The organism is Mycobacterium vicinigordonae (assembly GCF_013466425.1).
GTDB lineage: Bacteria > Actinomycetota > Actinomycetes > Mycobacteriales > Mycobacteriaceae > Mycobacterium > Mycobacterium vicinigordonae.
Map to the genome: position 1 here is coordinate 39,612 of NZ_CP059165.1, position 19,363 is coordinate 58,974.

Here is a 19,363-nt window from a genome sequence, read left to right on the forward strand (position 1 = left end):
GTACTGTCCCGCGGCATGGCGACCGATAGGGACGTCTTCGATGCGATGCAGCTCATCGCGGCACGCACCGGTGACCCGAGCGCATGGAAGGCCGGGTTGACCGGGCAAGAGGTGATCGACTTTCTGAGTCCCGCGACACCCGGCCAGGTACGTGACGCCCTGCTGGACCGGATCCGCCGGCAGCATCCCGATGTGTTCGACCAACCTGCCGCACCGCTACCGGACCGAGTGCCTGCACCGCCACGCTCACCCGCCCAGCCCGACCGCGCGGACGGCGACGCCGCCAACGCGATTGCCGAGGCAGAAGCCGCTCTGGCGCACCAGAATTCGGTGACTTCCCAGCTGGATCTGCAGGTCGTCTCGGCCATCCTGAACGCGCACCTGACGACCACCGAAGGCAAGGATGCGCTGGCGTCGTTGCAGCGGGAGATCGAGATCGCCGTAGCCACCCGATCGGACCTGGATACCCCGGCCGGCGCGCGCGACTTCCAGCGGTTCCTGATCGGCAAGCTCAGGGACATCCGGGCCGTGGTCGCGACCGCCGGCCTCGACGACACCTCGAAATCTGCCCTCATGGCTGCTTGGACGTCGCTGTACAACGCGTCGAAGGAGGAACCCCCCCGCGATCGGGTGGACGCGGCGCCCGCGTACGCGGCTGGTGGTGGTGCCCAGCAGGCGACGCCGGCCGTCGCCGACATGGGATCAGACCCGCTGCTGGACTCGCTGCTCTTCGACGATCCGGCGGGAGCGCCGATGCAAGAACCTGCTGCTATGCCCGCGGCGACTTCCGGCGGCGGACTACCCGCGAGCGCGGCGGCGCCGGGCGCCGGCACGGGCTTGCCCAGCTGGGGCACACCGAGCGGTCTGTCGCTGCCCGGCCTGTCGGGCGGTGCCCCCGGACGCGATGACGGCGGGCTCGGAGACGGGCTCTTCGACGAGGAACCCGATCGGAGCGAGCGCAAGCCGGCCGATGAGGACTCCAACAAGGACGATCCAGACCACCAAGACGATCCCCAGCCCCCGGCGGACCAGGGTCAGCCCGAAGCGACAGCGGGGCCGACGACGGTGACGCTCCCCACCGGCGAGACGGTGACTGCCGCCAGCCCGCAGCTGGCGGCAGCGATCAAGGCTGCCGCGAGCGGAACACCGATCCCCGACGCGTTCCAGCAGCAGGGAATCACCATCCCGCAACCCGGTACCGCGGTCGCCCACCCCGTGGACCTATCCCAGCTCACGCCAGGTGACATCGGCATCTTCACCGATCGGCACGCCCTCGCCTTGGGCCGCAGCAAGGCACTGCTCGACGGCCAAATTCAGCAGATCGCGACCGTGACCGGACCCAGCTTTCTAGGCTGGGAGCACCCGCCGGCGCCGGCCTCTCCCGCACCGGAGACCGCGCCGCCCGCCGGCGAGGCGCCGACGCCTACCCGGCCGTCTGCGACGTTGACCAGCTAGCCATAGAAAAACAGAACTCGCCGGCCACCGGACCGGCGAGCAGCAGAGGAGGAGCAGATGGCCGATCGGATCCATGTGGTGCCCGCGCACCTGCGGGACGCAGCTGCCCGTCACCAACAGACCTCCGACCACTTGCGGACCATCCCGTCCTCGCACGCCGCCATCCAGGACAGCCTGGACTCGCTCGGCCCGATCTTCGGCGAGCTTCGCGAAGCCGGACGCGAACTGCTCGAATTCAGGCGGCGCTGCTACGAACAGCAGGCTGACGACCACGCCGAAATCGCCCAGAACCTCGAGATTTCCGCCGCGACCTGGGAGCGGCACGAACAGGAGGCGGCGGGAATGCTCGGCGGAATCGTCGACGGCGACCGATGACGGGTCGCGCATGACAGACGCCAATCCCGCCTTCGACACCGTGCACCCCAGTGGGCACATCCTGGTTCGATCCTGCCGCGGCGGATACCTGCACAGCGTCGCGCTGAGCGAGGCGGCCATGGAAACCGACGCCCAGACGCTGGCCGAAGGAATCCTGCTGACCGCCGACGTTTCGTGCCTGAAGGCGTTGCTGGAAGTGCGCGACGAGATCCTCGCCGCCGGGCACACGCCGTCGGCCGAGGTGCCCTCAGCCGACCATCTCGACGCCGCGATCGAGAAGCTGCTGACACATCAGCTGCGCAGACGCCCGACGGCGAGCTAGAGCAACCAGATCCGCGCGCTGTCGGGATCCGGCGCGATATCGACCGGCGGCTCGATCGGGTTGTTGCCGAACAACTCTCGTGCGCGACCGAGTAACGCCCGCACCTCGTCGAGCTGCTGCTGCAACGCAGAATCGGCCATGAAGGTACGGTACTTCGGCCACCTCGCCGGCACAATTCACCGTGTGCATCCGGGGCAACGAACACTCCGCAGCTACCGCTAGGCTTAGCCGGTGGGGATCTTCGGTCGGGTGACGGCACGCCAGCGCCTGCGCCGGGCAACCGCGGAATCCCTCACGGTACCCACCTTCAGCGGCCCGCCGGATTGCACCCCCTGGGTGATCGGTGAGTTGTGGCCCGCCGAGCTGTCACGCACCTCACCCGAAACTGCATCGCTCGCAACGTATCTCAAGGCCGACCTGCAACGGATCGCCGACACCGCCAATGTCGACCTCAGATCAATGGGCCACGCGGGAATGACATTCGCGGAGCGGCGCGCCGCCGAGGCCCGATTGATCGGCGAAGCTCGAGCACTGGCGCAGCGACGAGTCGAGTCGACCTTGCGTCAACTGCGCGGCGTTAGCGGCCACGCGTTCACTGACCGCCAACCGTCGGGCGAGGCCGGCCACACGGATATCGACAAGACCCAGGTGATCCCCGCCGTCCGCGACGAGCCAGCCGATGAGATTGACACCGCCAGCACCCGGGTGTTGCCCTCCGTGCGGGACCGGCCGGTGCCCTCAGCTCCGGCGCAACCGGAGGCGCCGCCCCAAGCGCCCGAAAGTGCCGAAGCCGACCGGGTCACAGACCACGAGCACAGGTTGCACGCTCTGCTGGCGTACGTGGCCCGGCAGGAGCCACGGCTGGGGTGGGCGGTCGGCGAGCGTGCGGACGGGACGACTGTCCTGGTCACTGACCTCGCACATGGTTGGATCCCCCCGGGGATCGCCGTCCCCGAGGGCGTGCGACTGTTGGAGCCCGACCGCCGGACCGGACGTGCGGCGGAGTTGCTGGGGACGACGACACGGGCGCTGACCTACGCTCCAGGCGATCCGTCCAAGCTCTCGTCCGACGTGCCGGCAACTCCAGAGTCGCTGCAACCATTCCAGCTGCCGCCCGTCGATGACCTGGGCTGGGAGCTCGGCGCAGCGACGCATTGGCGGGATGGGCTGCCACGGCTGGTGAACACGCTGGCCAAGGCGGCCGCTGCTGGTACCGATCTCGTCGACCAGGAAGTGGATTTGCTGCGCGTGCACCTGGATACCGCCCGCTACCAGCTGCTGGCCCACTATCCCGAGCCCGATCCGGCCCAGCTTCTCAATTGCATGCTGTTGGCCGCCACCGAGCGAAGCGTTGCCGGTGACACCATTTCGGCGAACTACCACTTCGCCTGGTTCCGGAAATTGACCGGACCGAAGTCCGGTGAGCAGGCCGAACGTTGAATTGACGCTGGTCGGGGCCATCGACATACTGTCCTGGTGTCGGGGTCGGGTCGTCGCGGCGAACTCAGCAACCGCAGCGCCGCCGACGACGAGGCCCTCGTCGAATCGGTTCTTCGTGAACTGAGCGAAGCAGCCGACAGGTGGGAGGCACTCGTCGCGCAGGCCGAGACCGTCACCTACAGCGTGGACCTGGGGGATGTCTTCGCTGTCGCGAATGCCGACGGTCGGTTGCTCGAGTTGACGTTGCATCCGGACGTGATGGACGGCTATGCCCACAGCGAGCTGGCCGACAGACTCAACCTCGCGATCGCAGCGTTGCGCGACGAGGCCGAAGCCGACAACCAGGCACGGTACGGCGGCCAGCTGCAGTGATGCCCCGAAGGAGAACGATCAGTGCCACTCAATCTGTCCAACCGGGACCAGAATTCGGGGCATCTGTTCTACAACAGGCGATTACGTGCGGCGATCACCCGGTTCTCGGTGCGAATGAAGCACGACGACCGCAAGCAGCAGGCCGCAGTGGTGTTGTCGATGGTGCTCGTGCTGCTCGGGGTGGGCTGGATGGCGCTGTTGCACATCATGAAGCCCGCTGGGTTGGTCGCACAGTCGGCCGTGGTTGGAAACCGTGACACTGGGGCCGTGTACGCCCGAATCAACGGGCGGCTCTACCCCGCATTGAACCTAACGTCGGCGCGGCTGGCGGTCGGCAATGCCGCGGCACCCACGTGGGTGACCGCCGCCGAGATCGCCAAGTACCCGACCGGCCCCATGATCGGCATACCGGGTGTGCCGGACAGTCTGCAGGTGACCGCCAGCACGGTGTCCGCGTGGGCGGTCTGTGACACACAGCCAAGCGGTCGTGGCGGTGCGACGTCTCCGGTCGTGACCGCTATCGCCGGACCCCTCGCACCGCTCGACAGGGCTGCGGCGATGGCGCCGACGCAGGCCGTTCTGGCGACCCATCGGGGCGCCAGCTACGTGATTTGGGGAGGGCAGCGGTCCCGCATCGACCCGACCGACCGCTCGGTGACATTCAACCTCGGTCTGGACGCCGGGGTGACCTATCCGATCGAGATGTCCAACGCACTCTTCGACGCGATGCCGTCGACGGAACCGATTGTGCTGCCGCAGATTCCAGAGTCTGGTACACCGTCGCGCTGGTTGGATGGCGGCAGGGTGGGCACCGTGCTGGAATCCCGTGACGCCGGCGGCGCGGTCAACGGCTTCTACGTACTGCTGCCGGGCGGGGTGCAGAGGATCAGCGCCTTCGTCGCCGACCTGCTGCGCAAATGTCCCGCCGGTACGAGTCGCGGTAGCCGCGCCGTTGGCACTGCCGGAACGCGAGCCGCGCAACATCTTGTTGATGATCGCGCTGCCCGCTCTGCTGATCGGAATCGTCGGCACCCTAGTGGTGATGTACGCGTCCGGTGTTCGGTCGCTGCAGTCGGGGTTCTTCCCGATGATCGGCCTCGTTGGGTTCGGCGCACTGATGTTCGGTGGACGGTTCGGTCGCGGCCGCCGAATCAGTTGGGGTGAACAGGAAAAGCTGCGCCGAAGTTACCTTCGTCAGCTCGACGAGGACCGTGAGGAAATACAGCGCGCCGCCGGGGAGCAACGCCGCAGCCAGCTGTTCGTGCATGCCGATCCGCAGCACCTCGACACCGTCATCGGCGGCCCACGCATGTGGGAGCGGCGCCCCACCGATTCGGACTTCCTCGATGTCCGGTTGGGTATCGGGATGCAGCAGGCCAGTGAATCCGCCGTCTCGCTGCAGTGGCCCGACGTTCCGGTCGGCGAGGAACTCGAGCCGGTAACCGGTGGAGCGCTGCGGGATTTCATCTTGGAACAGAGCAAGATCCGCGGCATCGGCAAGGTACTTAACCTACGGTCCAAGCCGGGATTCAGCTTCATCGGCGACAACCCGGACGAACTGCACGGTCTGGCGCGAGCGATATTGTGCTCGCTGGCCGTCTACCACAGCCCGCATGACCTCAAGCTGATGGTGGTCACCCGCCATCCGGAGCTCTGGCAATGGCTGGTGTGGTTGCCGCACAACCAACATGATGAGATGTTCGATGCGTGCGGGCTGCGTCGGCTGGTCTTCGCCTCCCCTACCGAACTCGAAGACGCACTCGACGCCGAACTGCACCGCAAGGGTCGCGGACCGTGGACGCCGCCGGTGGGAGGCAGCCCGACGTCCATGCCGTCACCAATCGAATCTACTTCCGGTACGGCGCTGGGTCCGCACTGGGTGATAGTCGACGACAGCGCCGGTACTCCGGAGCAGTGGGAAGGGGTGACTGGGCAGAAGGGCATGGCTGGCATCACCGTCCTGCGGTTAGCCACCCGTGCCGGCTTAGGCGTCGGATTCACCGAACCAGCGCAACGGTTTTCGCTCAACCAGGGCAGACTCGTACATCGCGACACCTTCTATGCAGCGGCCGACATGCTGGCGGATTGCACCGCCAACCGCTACGCGCGGGCCCTGGCCCGCTGGTCACCGATGAGCGCGGCCGCACTGTCCGAAACCGACAGTCAGGGTGGGGAACTGCTGCGCGCGCTGGGTATCATCGATCCACGTGAACTCGATGTCGATAAACTCTGGGCCGAAAGCCGAGGTCGGGGTGACCCGAACTGGGCAATGGTGCCCGTCGGCGTCAAGCAGGGCGGCGAGCTGCAATACGTGATCCTGCGGGCCAAAGACTTTGGCGGGTACGGATTTCACTCGGTGGTGATCGGCACGTCCGGGTCCGGCAAGTCCGAATACTTCCTGTCGCTGTGCAGCGGCATCGCGCTGACCCACGCGCCGGATACATTCATCGTGATCTTCGTCGACATGAAGTTCGAATCGGCTGCCCAAGACTTGCAAGGGTTTCCGCACGTTGCCGGCTCATTGTCGAATCTGGGCAAAGACGAACGCCACCTGGCCGAGCGGATGCGCAAGGCCATCAACGGCGAGATCGCCCGTCGGTACCGGCTTTTCAAGGACGCTGGTGCTCGCGACGCCAACGAGTACGAGGAGATGCGGCTGGCCGGGCGTGATCTGGAACCCGTCCCGATCCTGCTGGTGATTATCGACGAGTACCTCGAGTTGTTCATCCACCACCCGGAGTGGATCGACCTGGTGATTCACATTGGGCAGGAAGGCCGCGGCTGCAACGTGTTCTTCACTCTTGGCGGACAGCGGCTGGATCTGTCGTCGCTGAGTAAAGTGAAGAGCAACATTGCCTTTCGTGTTGCTCTGCGCGCCGAGACGGCGGAGGATTCCCGCGACGTGATCGGCAGCGACGCCGCATTGCATCTGCCGTCGCAGGAGAACGGCTACGGCCTACTGAAGATCGGGCCGCGCGACCTCGAGCAGTTCCGATGCTTCTACGTGTCGGCCCCGTTCGTGGTGCCCAAGCGGACACTCAATGTGGAAACGACCGTTGCCATGAGCTTTTCCCAGCCGCGCGCCTACACCTCGGCGTTTCAGCCGTTGAGTGAATCCGATAGCGCCGCACTGGCAGTGGCTGACGAACCCGAGGAACCTGACGAATTCCTGTTTCACTCCGACGGCTTCCGCAAGAAGAAGCTCGTCGACGTGATAAGGGAGTCGCTGGTCTCCCTTCCTGCGCGGCCACCACACCAAATCTGGTTGCCGCCATTAGAAGTCAGCGAGACGGTGGACGCGCTGGTGTCGCGGTGGCGTGGCAGGCCGTGGGACGACGACTACGGCCATAACCCCGGCCTGGTGTTCCCGATCGGCATAGTGGATATCCCCGAGGAGCACGACCAGCGGGTGCATGCGATCAACGCCGAGATGGACAACATCATGGTTGTCGCGACGGCCCAGCGCGGCAAGTCCACCACGTTGATGACACTGATGGCGTCAGCAGCGCTGATGTACCGGCCGGAACGCGTGACCTTCTTTTGCATCGGCGCGTCGCTGTTCCCGATCGAAGAGCTGCCACACGTGGCATCGGTGGTCAGTCCGACTGATCGAGAAGGAGTTTCGCGCACCATCGCCTCGATCGAGGGGCTGGTCCTGGCCCGGGAGGCGTCGTTCAAGAGGTACCAGATCGATATCTCTGAATTCCGTGAGCGGCGGTTTGGGCTGGACACCTCGCAAGGCGATGCGTATCAAGCGGGCACCGATCCGGACGACAAGTTCGGGGATGTCTTCCTGGTCATCGACAACTTTAGCGACCTCTACGACAAGGACGCCGCGATGGGTGACCGTGCCATCGCGATTGCACGCCAAGGGTTGTCGTACGGGGTGCACGTGATGACCACCGCGACGGCGTGGCTGGTGGGCCAGAAGCAGCAACTGGTGAACGTCTCCAACGCACGAATTCAGCTGCGGCTGAGCAACCCAGACGAAACCCAGATGGGTGCGGGCTTCGAGCGAAAGAAGGCGGCGCGCAACACCTTAGACCGGCCCGGCTTCGGGCTGACCCGAGACGGGCACGAACTGTTGGTCGGGATGCCGGAGGTGATCGGAGTCGATGGCCAACGGGTGGCGACCCGCGATATCGGCGTACTTATCGCCCAGCTGACCGGCACCGGCAGGGTGGAGAGCTTGGCCCGACTACCGGAACGAATGCCGTTGGCCGAGGTGGCCGCAGCGTTCGCGGAGACTCCCGGACACGCCGATCCGCTCAACATCCCCTTCGCAATCGGGGAAACCGCGCTACAGCCCGCCGCGCTGCCCACCCGCGTGCTGCCGCACATGCTGGTTGTTGGGCGCCAGTCATGCGGAAAGACAACTACATTGGCGACCTTCGGGCAGATGATTGTCGCCCGCTGCACCCCCGACGAGGCGCAGATCACCATCATCGATCCCAAGACTTCGCTGATTGGGAAGATCCAGGGTGACCACGTGCGGGCCTACGCCTACACAGCCGACGACATCGACGCTGTGCTCGCCGAGCTGGCGCAGTTGATGCGCGACCGGTTGCCACCGTCAGGGCTCAGTCAGGAGGAGCTGCTGCGCCGGCGCAGCTGGGACGGCCCGCATCACTTCGTGTTGATCGACGACGAACAAGAGCTGCGGCCGCACGGTGTGGTCGGCAAGGCCGCCGCGACGGCGCCGCTGTGGGGGCTGCTCGAGCGCGGCCGGGAGATCGGTCTGCACGTGATCGCGTCGCGGCTGCCCGGCAACTGGGCGGGCGTGTCGGTCACGAGCCCGTTCTTGCAGAAGATGACCGGTTCGCGTGCTCCCACGCTATTCATGGACAACGATCCTGCGGCGGTGAAGGTCTTCGGCAGGACCAGTGCCCAGCAGCTGCCGCCTGGGCGAGGCCTGCTGGTCACCAGCGACGGGGTGATGGAAGGTGTGCTGGTCGCGGACTCACAGGCGTGAATCGACAGGTAGCGTACGTCACCTTAGACTCACCAACTCAGCGCTGGCTCGCAGTTCGAGCCCGTTGCGCGATCGATTTGGGAGGTACGGATGGTTGGACTGTTCGACGTAGTTCCGGGAGCCGTCGACTTGTCGGCGGCCGCGGAGGCGGGCATCAGCGAGGAGATGGCGGCCACGACGGCGGCCGGCGCGGCCGCGCTCACCGGAGTGCTGCCAATGGCGATGGACGCCGATTCGATTGAATTCGCGACGGCGCTAAACGCGGCGGGCGCCGCCTACCTGGCGACGGCCGCCGAGCACGTCGGGCAGCGCGCAGGGTTCTCCGGCGCGCAAGGTCTAGCGTCGGCCACCGCCGTCGCCGCAGAGGGCTCCAACGCGGGCGCGGTGGGACTTTAGGACCGCGGATGGCCGACCCCAGGTGGACAGGCCCGCCCGAAGTCGTCGCGGCGATCTTCGAGGCGGGATCGCCTGCGTCCGTTCTCGCCAACAACGTGGTGTGGGTCACCGAGACCGCGAACAACGAGCTGTCGGCCGGCCTGTCGCAGATCAACACGTTCGTTACGGCAGCACACTGGCAGGGCGTGAGTTCGGTCGCTTCGACGGTCGCGGCGACCGGCCTCAACGCCGGGCTGCAAACGCTGGTCGGCTGGACCGCCGAGAAGATCAACGTCACCCAGGCCGCCGTCGAGGCGTTCATGATCGCCCGGTCCTCGGTGATCCCGTCGGTGGTGTCCCAGACGAACCGAGACGAGTGGACTGTGCTGAACGCCACCAACTTCCTCGGCCAGAACACCCCCGGGATAGTCGAGCGGGATCTGGAGTATTTCGGAGAGCATTGGCCGCACAACTCGCGGGCGGGCTGGACGTACTCGGGAGCGCTGACGGCCCTGATCGGGTTGCTCGGTGTTCCACCGCCCGTCGCGCCGACGGGCGCCTCCCCGGCGGCACCCGCCGCAGCGGCTGAGGCGGTCGCGCAGGCCGCCGCCCAGACGGGCATGCGCGATGCGGTGCAGGCGTCCACGCAGGTTTCACAGACCGCTGGGCAGACCACCTCCTCCCCCGCCGAGGCAACTGGCCAACTCAGTTCGCTAATGCAGGAACCGATGCAAATGGTGTCTGGCGTTACCGGCCCGCTCAAGGAGATGACGCAGGCGCCGATGCAGGCGGTGCATGGGCTCACTAGCATGCCGCAGAGTTTTATGCAGTCCCTGGGAGGCATGTTCCCGTCGACCGGTGCGCCCAATGCCGTGGCCGCTGCCGCCGAACCGGTGGTGGCTGCGGGGGGCGTCGCGGGTGGCGGTGGCGCATCCTTGGGTGGTGGTGCCGGTGGGTTTCCCGGCGCCGGGATGACCAGCTACACCCGCCCCACCAGCAGCTTCGAAGCCGAGGGTGGCCGGGCGGCCAGTCTGCGCGCCAGCATGCTCAACGCTGCTGAGGTGCGGGGGCCCACAGTGTCCACCGGTGGCGCGCCGATGCCAATGACGCCGACCGGAATGCTGGCGCGCAGTGGGAGCGGCCATGAATCCGAGAAAGACGTGGCCCGGGCTCGCGTTCAATTTGACGGTGATCGGCCCGCCTAGGACATCGTCAACGACTTCGAGCACATGCCTCACCCGGGGGTCGTTGGGACTCAGCGCCCGGGGCCGGGCGGGCCCGCGAAGGCCTGTGCGATTCCCAACCAGCGCTGCGCATCGTCCCCCACCGCGGTCACGTCCAGCGCCGCCAAGGGTCGTCGCTGGGTGACCAGGAAACAGAAGTCCTCCGCGGAGCCGGTGACGCGCTGCGCGGCGTGTGCCGGTCCCCAGGACCAGGTATCGCCGCCCGGGCCGCGCAGCTCGACGTAGAACGGCTCGCTCGGCGGTGCCAGGTTGTTGACGGCATACGCGTAGTCGCGGGCCCGCACCCCGATATGGGCGATCGACCGCAGCCGGTCGGTGGGCGTCCGCGTAACACCTAGCGCGTCGGCGACGTCGAGTCCATGCGCCCAGGTCTCCATCAGCCTCGCGGTGGCCATCGACGTTGCGCTCATCGGCGGCCCGAACCACGGCAGCTTGCGGCCATCGGGAACAGTGAGCAGTGCATCGTGCAGTCGACCGCGGGTGTCGCGCCAGTCAGCGAGGAGTTCCTGCGGCGGCACGGCCGCGAGGTCTTCGGCACCCGCGTCGACGAAACCGAGGGGGTCGGCGGCCGCGCCGGCCAGGACCTCAGCGAAGCCACTCTCGTCGGTGATCGAGAGCAGCGAAACCCGATCGGTCCACAGCAGGTGGCCGATCTGGTGTGCGATGGTCCAGCCCGGCGCGGGCGTCGGCTCCGCCCACTGCTGCGGCGCTAGCGGCGCCACCAAGGCGTCGAGCTCGTCGCTCTCGTCGCGCAGGTCGGCGACGAACGGTCCGGGACCAGCCATGGAAACCTCCTTAAACAACAGCCGCGGGTTGGCGCCGCCGGCCAACGACACCGTGCGCCAGCAACCCGGCCAGATAAATCAACGAGCCCAACAACACGAACAGCGGGGCGCGCCCGTCGCCGGGAATGAACGCCGCCGCCACCGTAACCGCGGCGATGAACGACACCCAGAACAAGGCGTCCTGTACCGCGAACACGTGGCCGCGCAGCGCGTCATCGACGTCGATTTGCATCGCCGAATCGGCGCACAGCTTGACCACCTGCCCGGCGGCCCCAAGCAGAAACCCGCATGCCACCATCACCGGCAGCAACAGCGTCGCCCCGCCAGTCTGGATGACTGCTGCTGCCACCAAAGCGCCGTTGGCGGTGGCGTACCGCCCCCAGCGACGGACCAGAACGGGGGTCAGCACATTGGACAGAAATGCCCCCAGACCGGTGGCGGCGAAGAACAGCAGCGCGGTTCCCAGCCCCTCGATATCGGCGTCCTTCATGTGGTGGACCAGCAGCAGGATCACCAGTGAGTTGATGCCGACGACCATGCGGTGCGCCGCAAGACCAGACAGCGCGGCCGCCACAGTGGGGCGTTGGACGACCGTCCGCACACCGTGCAACCATCCGGTGACCACGGCGTAGACGGCCGAGCCGTGGATCGCGCGCTTGGTGTGGTCTGGGCCGAGCACCCGCGGGGCAAACCGCAGCGACAACAGCAACGCCAGCGACACAGGGATCAGCGCGGTGAAGATGACCACCGCGGCCCCCTGATCGCCGCCGCCGCCGAGCCAACGCGGCAGCAACATGAAGTTAGCGCCGAGGAAGGCCGCGACGGCACCCGAGGCCGTCGCCACCGAATTCATCGTCACCACACTCTCGCGCGGCACCACATGCGGCAGCGATGCGGACATGCAGGCCGACACAAAACGCGCTAAACCGTTGGCCAGCAACGCGGTAAACAACAGGACCATGTCGCCGGCGCCGACCGCCAGGATGGCGCCGATCGCGGCGATGAAGCACAACCGCCCAACATTGGCGCCGACCAGCACCAGGCGCCGGTCCCACCGGTCCATCAATGCACCAGCAAAGGGCCCTAGCAGTGAGTACGGCAGGAACAGCACCGCGAAAGCGCGTGCAATCGCCATCGGGTCGGCGGCTCGATCGGGGTTGAACAGCAACGCCCCGGCCAGTCCCGCCTGGAAGAGTCCGTCGCCGAACTGACTGGCCATTCGCAGTTGCAGAAGTCGCCAGAAATCGGGCAGGGCGCGCACCGACCGCCAAAGTTCAACGGGTGCGCTTGCCTGCATCCGGGTGCGAATCACTGAACTCACTTCCACAATCGGCACAGGCAAGGCTGGATCGGCTCCGCGCCGTCTCAATACAGTACAAATCTTCGCCCATAGCGGTTGTATGCATTGGCGATCCGGTGGTGGGTGCGATGATGTTCTGGTGGCGCAGCACGAAGATCCTGAGGACTATGCCGCTCCGGCCGCCCATCGGGTGCGTGCGGGCACCCTGCTGCTGGCCAACACCGACCTGCTGGAGCCGACGTTTCGGCGCAGTGTCATCTACATCGTCGAGCACAACGAGGGTGGCACGCTGGGCGTGGTGCTCAATCGGTCCAGCGAAACCGCGGTCTACAACGTGCTGCCGCAGTGGGCCAAACTGGCGGCGAAGCCCAAGACGATGTTCATCGGCGGACCGGTCAAGCGCGACGCCGCCCTGTGCCTGGCCGTGCTGCGAGTCGGCGCCGAGGCCGACGGGGTGCCGGGTCTGCGTCACGTCGCCGGTCGCATGGCGATGGTCGACCTGGACGCCGACCCCGACCTAATCGCACCCGCGGTCGAAGGTTTGCGGATCTTCGCGGGCTACTCCGGGTGGACCATCGGCCAGCTCGAGGGCGAGATCGAGCGCGACGACTGGATTGTGTTGTCGGCGTTGCCCTCCGACGTCCTGACGCCGCCGCGTGCCGACCTCTGGGGGCAGGTGTTGCGGCGCCAACCGCTGCCGCTTTCGCTGCTGGCCACCCACCCGATCGACCTCAGCCGGAATTAGTCGGCCAGCGCGTCGCGAAAGCCCGTCTCGGGTTTCGGCTTAGTGGCAGGACAGCGTGCATCCGGCGCAGCTGCCGCCGCAGCTCTGTGTTTCGGCGTCGATGTTCGCGGCTTGCCGGCGAAGCGCGAACCGCGCGCTCTGCAGCGACCCCGTGGCCAACGTTCCCACTGCGCCGGCGACGCAGACGACAACTACTACCAGCGCGGTGTGCGGGGACGCCGCGAGTGCCACTACTCCCCCGGCTGCGAGCATCACCGCTGCCGCCAGCTGGGTCGGCGCCATCGCCCGCAACGCCAGGCGGGTGAGATCGGCGGTGGGAGCATGAGCAAGAGACCTGACCCCGAACGCGGCAGCGGCTATCGCCGCACACACGCACAGCACGCCCACGATAAGCATGCGCTCACAATACGAGCCCGCCGACGATTGTGTGCGCCGGGCTCCGGCGGGCTGTTAACGGGACGGCGCCACGGTCACCAGCGGCGGTTGTTGCGCGGGATTGGAGGTGGGGGCAGTCTGGCGCCCCTGTCCGGCGAGCGCGCGGGGTGCCGGTTGGAGGGGCTGGACAGGCGCCGAAACGGGCGGCTGTGCGGGTGACTGCGGCGCGGCCACCGCGGGTGCCTGCAAAGCAGGAGCCTGCGCAACCGGAGCTTGCGCAACAGGAACCGCGGGAGCCTGGGTGGCCGGAGCCTGCGGGGAGGCTGCCCCGGGTTCCCGGGCCGGTGCCGGAGCGGCAGGGGCCTGAGCTGGGGCACCCGGTGCGCTCACCCGGAACCCGCTGATGATCGCGTCTGTGGCGGGCCCATCGGCGACGGCCTGCGACGCGGCGGTGGTCACCGCAAACGACACCAGGTACTTCTCGGTCCCGGAGTTGGCGATGACGTGACGGCGGGAGGTGTTCAGCGTCATGTCGTTCTCGCGGTAGGTGCCCTCGATCACCGACGACGGGAAGCTACCCATCGGCGCCTGTGAGGCATTGGTCGTCTGCCATGCCAGCAGCCGCTGACTGTCCACGAAGCCATGCGTGATCGCCTCCGCCGGGTCGAAGTTCCCAACCAGCTTGTACACCACAACCTGCGCATTCGAGGTATAGACGCTGTTGCCACCGACCCGGTCGGCGATCACCACAAACGCGTCCGGAACGTTGGGGTCCGGTACCTGAGTCCAGCGCGGCGGCATCGGCACGGTGATGTCGAGCGCCTTGAAGCCCAGCGGGCGCTGCGGCTCGAGCTTCACCCCCTTGCCTTCCAGGTATTCGCGCAGCGTGCCGGTGACGGCAGGGGCGCTCACCGGTGGCACCGGCGCGGCGGCCGGGACGGGTGCGGTGGCCGGCAGCGGCGCTGGGATCGCCGCGGGCACCTGAGCTGGGGCGGGGGCGAGTCTGTTGCTGTTGACACCGCCGGGGAACACCGTCGCGTTCTGCCCCGGTGGCGTGGACTGCATCTGGCCGGGGACCACCGGCTGGGGAGCCATCGGCTCAGCCGATGCCGTGCCACCGGCAACCATCACCACTCCGACGACACCGGCGGCCACCCCACCGGCGATTGTTCGCCAGCTGCGCGCGATCTGAATCATCCTCGGTTTCCCTCCGGAATAGCCCGGGCGCCACCGCCCGCCCTCGTGGCTGTATATAACCACTGCTCAGACGGCCCGACCACGCCCGAAACACAGCTGGGATGAACCTCTGATCGGTGTGCAACGCAACCGAGACCAACCCGTGGCCGGCTGCTCGGGGCAGGTCGTCGGGGGCGGTCCTTATACCCTGTTGGGCGTGACCGACTCGTCTTCCGCCACCGACACCGACGCGCCGCGGTACCGCTACACGGCCAAGCTGGCGGCCGGGGTGGAACGCGCGTGGCAGGAGAACTGGGCCAACTCGGGGACCTTCAATGTGCCCAACCCGGTCGGTTCGCTGGCTCCGACGGACGGCTCTACCATTCCCCAAGACAAACTGTTCGTGCAGGACATGTTTCCCTATCCCTCGGGGGAGGGGTTGCACGTCGGTCATCCACTCGGCTATATCGCCACGGACGTCTACGCCCGCTACTACCGGATGATTGGGCGTAACGTGCTGCACGCGTTGGGTTTCGACGCCTTCGGTCTGCCGGCTGAGCAGTACGCGGTGCAGACCGGCACCCACCCGCGGACCCGCACGGAGGCCAACGTCGTCAATTTCCGGCGTCAGTTGGGCCGCTTGGGGCTCGGCCACGACGTCCGGCGCAGCTTCTCGACCACCGACGCCGACTTCTACAAGTGGACGCAGTGGATCTTTCTGCAGATCTACAACGCCTGGTTCGACAAAGCCGCTAACAGGTCCCGGCCGATCGCGGAATTGGTTGCTGAATTCGATTCCGGGGCAAGGTCTCTGGATGATGGACGCAAGTGGTCGGAGTTGTCGGCAGGGGAGCGGGCCGACGTTATCGACGCCCACCGGCTGGTCTACCGCGCCGACTCGATGGTGAACTGGTGCCCCGGGTTAGGCACCGTGCTGGCTAACGAAGAAGTCACCGCCGACGGCCGCAGCGACCGCGGCAACTTCCCGGTGTTCCGAAAGCGGTTGCGGCAGTGGATGATGCGGATCACCGCGTACTCCGACCGCTTGCTCGACGACCTCGAGGTGCTGGATTGGCCCGAAAAGGTCAAGGCGATGCAACGCAACTGGATCGGCCGCTCGACCGGTGCCGCGGCGCTGTTCACGGCGACCGGCGCCGATGGTGCCGTCCACGACATCGAAGTGTTCACCACCCGGCCGGACACCCTGTTCGGGGCGACCTACCTGGTGCTGGCGCCTGAACACGACGCGGTGGACGGTCTGGTTGCCCCGGCCTGGCCAGACGGCGTCGACCCGGCCTGGACGTACGGCGCCGCCACGCCGGGGGAAGCCGTCGCCGCCTACCGCCGCGCCATCGCGGCCAAGTCCGACCTGGAGCGCCAGGAGAGCAAGGAGAAGACGGGCGTCTTCCTGGGCAGCTACGCCATCAACCCGGCCAACGGCAAGCCGGTGCCGATCTTCATTGCCGACTATGTGCTGATCGGCTACGGCACCGGGGCCATCATGGCCGTGCCCGGCCACGATCAGCGGGACTGGGACTTCGCGCGCGCGTTCCACCTGCCGATCGTTGAAGTCATTGCGGGCGGCAATATTTCGGAGGCCGCGTACTCTGGTGATGGATCCTTGGTTAACTCCGGCTATTTGGACGGCATGAACGTCGCGGCGGCCAAGGAGGCCATCACTGCGCGGCTGGAATCCGAGGGCCGTGGCCGTGCCCGCATCGAATTCAAGTTGCGGGACTGGCTTTTCGCGCGGCAGCGGTACTGGGGCGAGCCGTTCCCGATCGTGTACGACAGCGACGGCCGTGCGCACGCGCTCGATGACGCCGCGCTGCCGGTCGAACTGCCCGACGTGCCGGACTATTCGCCGGTGTCCTTCGACCCCGACGACGCGGACAGCGAGCCGTCGCCGCCGCTGGCCAAGGCCACCGACTGGGTGCACGTCGAGTTGGATCTCGGCGACGGCCTCAAGCCCTACTCGCGCGACACCAATGTGATGCCGCAGTGGGCTGCCAGCTCCTGGTACGAGCTGCGCTACACCGACCCGCATAACTCGGAACGGTTCTGCGCCAGGGAAAACGAGGCCTACTGGATGGGTCCGCGGCCGGCCGAGCACGGACCGGATGACCCCGGCGGCGTTGACCTGTATGTCGGCGGCGCCGAGCATGCGGTGCTGCATCTGCTCTATTGCCGGTTCTGGCACAAGGTGCTGTACGACCTCGGCCATGTCAGCTCCAGCGAGCCCTACCGCAGATTGGTTAACCAGGGCTACATCCAGGCCTTCGCCTACACCGACGCGCGAGGCTCCTACGTGCCGGCCGCCGAGGTGGTCGAACGCGACGGAGCGTTCTTCTACCCCGGGCCCGACGGGGAGATCGAGGTTTTCCAGGAGTTCGGGAAAATCGGTAAGAGTCTGAAGAATTCGGTGTCTCCCGACGAGATCTGCGACGCGTACGGCGCCGACACACTGCGGGTCTACGAGATGTCGATGGGTCCACTGGAGGCCTCCCGGCCGTGGGCCACCAAGGATGTCGTGGGCGCGCACCGGTTTCTACAACGGGTGTGGCGGTTGGTCATCGATGAGGAGACCGGTGAGCTGCGGGTGGTGGACCGCGAGCCCGACGCCGAGACACTGCGGGCGCTGCACCGCACGATCGCCGGGGTTTCCGAAGACTATGCGGCGCTGCGGAATAACACCGCGGCCGCGAAACTGATCGAGTACACCAACCACCTCACCAAGCAGTACCGAGATGGGGTTCCGCGCCCGGCGGTCGAGCCGCTGGTGCTGATGCTGGCTCCGCTGGCCCCACACCTGGCCGAGGAGCTGTGGGCGCGGCTGGGTCACTCGAAATCGTTGGCGCATGGGCCGTTCCCGGTCGCAGATCCGGCCTACTTGGTCGTCGACACCGTCGAATACCCGGTGCAGGTGAACGGCAAGGTCCGCGGCCGGGTAGTGGTGGCCGCCGACGCGGACAACGATACCGTCCAGTCCGCCGCCCTGGCCGACGAGAAGGTGCTTGCCTTCCTGGCCGGAGCCACGCCACGCAAGGTGATCGTGGTCCCCGGGCGGATGGTCAACCTAGTGGTTTGACCCCAGCCGATGACTCGACGCGCAACCACGGACGTGATACGCCGAAATCTGTTCGCGCAGTCCATATTCGACCGTATGGGCGATTTCTAACGCGGGCGGATGATCACTTCGTGCACCTGCGCGTCCGGGGGAGTGGCGACCACATCGGCCACCACCTGGCCCACCGTTTCCGGGCGCAGGAACCTCGTCGCGTCATACTCACCGCCTTCATAGGCGACCAGTTCGCGCTGCATCTCGGTGTCGACCCGGCCGGGATGGATCGAGGTCACTGACAGTGTCGGTTCGTCGGTGCGCAACGAGTCGGCGAAGGCGCGCAGGGCGAACTTGCTGGCCGAGTAGGACGCCATGCCGGGCGACACGTTGCGGCCCGAGCCGGAGTTGATGAATACCACGTGGCCCCGTGCCTGCCGCAGCGCCGGCAACAACGTCAACGTAAGCGCGACCGCGCCAAAGACATTCACGCTGAAGGTGGCGCGCCACTCGTCGAGTTGCGACTCGGCGACCCGACCAGGGATACAGACACCGGCGTTGTGCACCAACACGTCGAGTTCGTCGATCACTTCGCAACTGGCGTCGATGGAGTCCGTGTCGGCCAGGTCCAGCGGGAAGGTGGTGGCGCCCAATCGGTTCGCCACGGTGTCCAGCCGCGCAGAGGGCCGGCCGGCCAGCAGCAGGGTGTGGGTGGGCGCCAACGCGGTGGCAATTGCGGTGCCGATACCACCGCTGGCGCCGGTGATCAAAGCGGTGGGCATAACTTCATCCGTTGCCGCTTATGTTGTGTATCACACGCTTTCACGCCTATGGAGGGTGGGACTACCCTCGGCGTTGCCCGCGGCCTCGCCGGCGGCCAGCCGGTCCAGCGGTGCCAGCGCCTGCTTCAAGACCTCGAGGTCGGCGTCCGGCAGTTGACTGAGCATCGCCGCGAGCGAGGCGCGCCGATTCGCCAGCGACTCGGCGTGCACAGCCCGCCCTTGCGGCGTGATGTCCACGAGCACCGCGCGCAGGTCCGAGGGGTCCCGTGAACGCTTCACTAGCCCGATTTTCTCCAGGCGGCGGATCGCCACCGTGGTGGTGGGGGTCCGCACCCGTTCGTGGGCGGCCAGATCCGTCATCCGGATCGGTCCCCGGTCGAGCAGGGTGATCAGGATCGACAGCTGTGCCAGCGTCAGTTCACCGGTTACCGCGCCGCCGGTGGGGTCCCCGCGGCGCAGGATCGTGAACAGCTTGGACAGCGACCGATGCAGACCCTCCGCGAGCTCCGTCAGCGGCGGAGCTGTGGGTTCGCTGTCCGACATAAACCGGGAGTCTAACCCCAGTCCGGTGCGCTTGATCACACTAT

17 protein-coding genes and 1 pseudogene are annotated in these 19,363 nt (G+C 66.9%); 11 read left to right on the forward strand and 7 right to left on the reverse strand.

Annotated features, from left to right (window positions below):
* Positions 1–15: 15 nt before the first annotated feature.
* From H0P51_RS00200 to H0P51_RS00210, 3 genes are read left to right on the forward strand one after another with little or no spacing between them, the layout of a single operon-like run.
* Positions 16–1,455 (forward strand): DUF4226 domain-containing protein, encoded by a 1,440-nt coding sequence (locus H0P51_RS00200; RefSeq protein ID WP_180916072.1) that lies wholly within the window; start codon positions 16–18, stop codon positions 1,453–1,455.
* Between the two features lie 57 nt (positions 1,456–1,512).
* A complete protein-coding gene (locus H0P51_RS00205; RefSeq protein WP_180916073.1) occupies positions 1,513–1,830 on the forward strand; it encodes an ESX-1 secretion-associated protein in 318 nt (105 codons plus the stop codon).
* A gap of 10 nt (positions 1,831–1,840) precedes the next feature.
* Entirely contained in the window at positions 1,841–2,152 is a 312-nt protein-coding gene (locus H0P51_RS00210) for a DUF2694 family protein (protein WP_180916074.1), read from the forward strand.
* Here H0P51_RS00210 and H0P51_RS00215 read toward each other — a convergent pair.
* Complete coding sequence (locus H0P51_RS00215; protein ID WP_180916075.1) at positions 2,149–2,292, reverse strand: hypothetical protein; 144 nt, start codon at positions 2,290–2,292, stop codon at positions 2,149–2,151. The two genes, H0P51_RS00210 and H0P51_RS00215, sit on opposite strands and share 4 nt — an antisense overlap.
* 91 nt (positions 2,293–2,383) lie before the next feature.
* Here H0P51_RS00215 and H0P51_RS00220 point away from each other — a divergent pair, with 91 nt between their 5' ends.
* From H0P51_RS00220 to H0P51_RS00240, 6 genes and pseudogenes are all read left to right on the forward strand, one after another.
* A complete protein-coding gene (locus H0P51_RS00220; RefSeq protein ID WP_180916076.1) occupies positions 2,384–3,592 on the forward strand; it encodes a DUF5631 domain-containing protein in 1,209 nt (402 codons plus the stop codon).
* A 33-nt stretch (positions 3,593–3,625) separates the two neighbouring features.
* Positions 3,626–3,964 carry a DUF2710 family protein gene (locus H0P51_RS00225; RefSeq protein ID WP_180918632.1) on the forward strand — a complete coding sequence of 113 codons (339 nt, stop codon included), beginning with the start codon at positions 3,626–3,628 and terminating at the stop codon, positions 3,962–3,964.
* 21 nt (positions 3,965–3,985) lie between these two features.
* Positions 3,986–4,918, forward strand: a pseudogene (gene eccB, locus H0P51_RS28800) (type VII secretion protein EccB); the annotation flags it as partial.
* 37 nt (positions 4,919–4,955) lie between these two features.
* On the forward strand, positions 4,956–8,936 hold the full coding sequence (gene eccCa, locus H0P51_RS28805; RefSeq protein WP_281373842.1) for a type VII secretion protein EccCa: 3,981 nt from the start codon (positions 4,956–4,958) through the stop codon (positions 8,934–8,936).
* A gap of 90 nt (positions 8,937–9,026) precedes the next feature.
* A complete protein-coding gene (locus H0P51_RS00235) occupies positions 9,027–9,332 on the forward strand; it encodes a PE domain-containing protein (RefSeq protein WP_180916078.1) in 306 nt (101 codons plus the stop codon).
* Positions 9,333–9,340: 8 nt separating this feature from the next.
* The gene (locus H0P51_RS00240; protein WP_180916079.1) at positions 9,341–10,516 is read left to right on the forward strand and encodes a PPE domain-containing protein; all 1,176 of its coding nucleotides are present in this window, start codon (positions 9,341–9,343) and stop codon (positions 10,514–10,516) included.
* A 50-nt stretch (positions 10,517–10,566) separates the two neighbouring features.
* Here H0P51_RS00240 and H0P51_RS00245 read toward each other — a convergent pair whose 3' ends face one another.
* Both H0P51_RS00245 and H0P51_RS00250 read right to left on the reverse strand, forming a co-directional pair.
* Positions 10,567–11,340, reverse strand: coding sequence for a TIGR03084 family metal-binding protein (locus H0P51_RS00245; protein ID WP_180916080.1), 774 nt, complete (start codon positions 11,338–11,340; stop codon positions 10,567–10,569).
* 10 nt (positions 11,341–11,350) lie between these two features.
* The gene (locus H0P51_RS00250) at positions 11,351–12,676 is read right to left on the reverse strand and encodes an MFS transporter (protein ID WP_180918633.1); all 1,326 of its coding nucleotides are present in this window, start codon (positions 12,674–12,676) and stop codon (positions 11,351–11,353) included.
* Between the two features lie 100 nt (positions 12,677–12,776).
* On the opposite strand from H0P51_RS00250, the gene H0P51_RS00255 reads away from it, so the two are divergent.
* The gene (locus H0P51_RS00255; protein WP_180918634.1) at positions 12,777–13,385 is read left to right on the forward strand and encodes a YqgE/AlgH family protein; all 609 of its coding nucleotides are present in this window, start codon (positions 12,777–12,779) and stop codon (positions 13,383–13,385) included.
* Positions 13,386–13,424: 39 nt separating this feature from the next.
* On the opposite strand, the gene H0P51_RS00260 is transcribed toward H0P51_RS00255, so the two are convergent.
* Positions 13,425–13,781: a hypothetical protein gene (locus H0P51_RS00260; protein ID WP_180916081.1), complete on the reverse strand. Its 357-nt coding sequence runs from the start codon at positions 13,779–13,781 to the stop codon at positions 13,425–13,427.
* Between the two features lie 54 nt (positions 13,782–13,835).
* On the reverse strand, positions 13,836–14,957 hold the full coding sequence (locus H0P51_RS00265; RefSeq protein WP_180916082.1) for an LpqN/LpqT family lipoprotein: 1,122 nt from the start codon (positions 14,955–14,957) through the stop codon (positions 13,836–13,838).
* A gap of 196 nt (positions 14,958–15,153) precedes the next feature.
* Here H0P51_RS00265 and leuS point away from each other — a divergent pair, with 196 nt between their 5' ends.
* Entirely contained in the window at positions 15,154–18,024 is a 2,871-nt protein-coding gene (gene leuS, locus H0P51_RS00270; protein ID WP_425488941.1) for a leucine--tRNA ligase, read from the forward strand.
* An 86-nt stretch (positions 18,025–18,110) separates the two neighbouring features.
* Here leuS and H0P51_RS00275 read toward each other — a convergent pair whose 3' ends face one another.
* Complete coding sequence (locus H0P51_RS00275) at positions 18,111–18,776, reverse strand: SDR family oxidoreductase (protein ID WP_180916083.1); 666 nt, start codon at positions 18,774–18,776, stop codon at positions 18,111–18,113.
* Between the two features lie 30 nt (positions 18,777–18,806).
* Positions 18,807–19,319, reverse strand: coding sequence for a MarR family winged helix-turn-helix transcriptional regulator (locus H0P51_RS00280; protein WP_180916084.1), 513 nt, complete (start codon positions 19,317–19,319; stop codon positions 18,807–18,809).
* Positions 19,320–19,363: the final 44 nt, after the last annotated feature.

Excerpts from the sequence above, each read along its gene's own strand:
- H0P51_RS00200 (WP_180916072.1), top strand. The coding sequence starts at position 16 with ATGGCGACCGATAGGGACGTCTTCGATGCGATGCAGCTCATCGCGGCA.
- H0P51_RS00215 (WP_180916075.1), bottom strand. The coding sequence starts at position 2,292 with ATGGCCGATTCTGCGTTGCAGCAGCAGCTCGACGAGGTGCGGGCGTTA.
- H0P51_RS00260 (WP_180916081.1), bottom strand. The coding sequence starts at position 13,781 with ATGCTTATCGTGGGCGTGCTGTGCGTGTGTGCGGCGATAGCCGCTGCC.
- H0P51_RS00205 (WP_180916073.1), top strand. The coding sequence starts at position 1,513 with ATGGCCGATCGGATCCATGTGGTGCCCGCGCACCTGCGGGACGCAGCT.
- H0P51_RS00275 (WP_180916083.1), bottom strand. The coding sequence starts at position 18,776 with ATGCCCACCGCTTTGATCACCGGCGCCAGCGGTGGTATCGGCACCGCA.
- H0P51_RS00235 (WP_180916078.1), top strand. The coding sequence starts at position 9,027 with ATGGTTGGACTGTTCGACGTAGTTCCGGGAGCCGTCGACTTGTCGGCG.
- H0P51_RS00210 (WP_180916074.1), top strand. The coding sequence starts at position 1,841 with ATGACAGACGCCAATCCCGCCTTCGACACCGTGCACCCCAGTGGGCAC.
- H0P51_RS00280 (WP_180916084.1), bottom strand. The coding sequence starts at position 19,319 with ATGTCGGACAGCGAACCCACAGCTCCGCCGCTGACGGAGCTCGCGGAG.
- H0P51_RS00240 (WP_180916079.1), top strand. The coding sequence starts at position 9,341 with ATGGCCGACCCCAGGTGGACAGGCCCGCCCGAAGTCGTCGCGGCGATC.
- H0P51_RS00265 (WP_180916082.1), bottom strand. The coding sequence starts at position 14,957 with ATGATTCAGATCGCGCGCAGCTGGCGAACAATCGCCGGTGGGGTGGCC.
- eccCa (WP_281373842.1), top strand. The coding sequence starts at position 4,956 with ATGATCGCGCTGCCCGCTCTGCTGATCGGAATCGTCGGCACCCTAGTG.
- H0P51_RS00245 (WP_180916080.1), bottom strand. The coding sequence starts at position 11,340 with ATGGCTGGTCCCGGACCGTTCGTCGCCGACCTGCGCGACGAGAGCGAC.